The organism is Bradyrhizobium sp. P5_C11_2, from assembly GCF_054049755.1.
Genome location: NZ_JBFULT010001056.1, coordinates 1 through 1,175 on the forward strand (window position 1 = coordinate 1; position 1,175 = coordinate 1,175).

Below are 1,175 nucleotides of genomic sequence, written 5' to 3' on the forward strand. Positions count from 1 at the left end.
ATCGTCACCCTGCCCGCGCCGACCACCACGACGAACAATGGCGGCACCGGCAAGATCGTGACGCTGCCGCCGACCAACACTACGCAGAACAGCGGCAACAATGCCGGCACGACTAACGGCACAACCAACGGCACTCCTGGCAAGATCGTGAGCATGCCGGTGATTGTCGGCAAGGGTGGCACGACTGTCGACGTGAAGCCGGTTCAGACGCAGACCAACCCGATCCGCGTCAACAACGGCAACACCGGCATCGTGAAGCTTAACAACAACCCGGTGAACAAGGTGCAAGTCCAAAACAACCAGCAGAACAACCGCCCGCAGTTCAACACGAGCAACCGCATCGTCAACAACGGCGGCAACAACTTCCGCCAGTCGATGAACCAGGCGCCCTCCATGGGCAGCGGCAACAATCACCGCGGCTTCATGCACTGATCGCACGGACAGCGCACACACGACAAAGGGGCAGAGCGGCGACGCTCTGCCCCTTCTTCATATTCGCGGCAAACCACTATCCTGCGAGAAGCGCACCGCTTCGATAATCAAACAGGTACACCGAACGATTGAAATCGATGACCTCAATGCCGTTACTCAGGCACCTGAACCCCTCCGAGAAAATGTCCGCACCGTCAGCACTCCAAATCTCGTCGCCCGCAAGGGACAGACGAGAAATCTGCAGTTCACCGTGGGATATGAGCGCTTCGTGAAGGCAGTCCCAATAGGCTCCGAAACATGTCGCCGGATCAACGCGTCGTGACCACTCCGTTAAGCCCGTCACGAGGTTCAAACAGACTACTTGATCGCCCACCGCAAGATACAGACGACGGTCCACTTCGACGGCGGAGTGTTGATGGACGCCAGAACACCCTCCACTGGCTCCGAATACCGCGGACCACTTCCCGTTGGCTCTCACTCCGTGAACGGAAGATAGATTCGCGCGATCAAGACGGATTTCCGTATCGTACTTTCGCAGATTATCCGCAGAGCCGAACGAATACGTCGGCTCATCGATAATCTCTACTTGGCCCTCGCGGGTCTCTAGAACGAGGCTACGCTGCAGTAACAGCCCCCTGAAAAAATCAGGCCACCAGTTCGGAGAACAGATCGGCATCGACATTGCCGCCGGAGAGCACGATGACGACGTTCTTGCCGGCGACGTCGAGGCGCCCCGCCAGCAG

Annotated in this window: 1 pseudogene; it reads left to right on the top strand. The window is 58.2% G+C overall.

Annotated features, from left to right (window positions below):
* A pseudogene (locus tag ACXJL8_RS41615) lies at positions 1–432 on the top strand (caspase family protein); the annotation flags it as partial.
* Positions 433–1,175 lie beyond the last annotated feature (743 nt).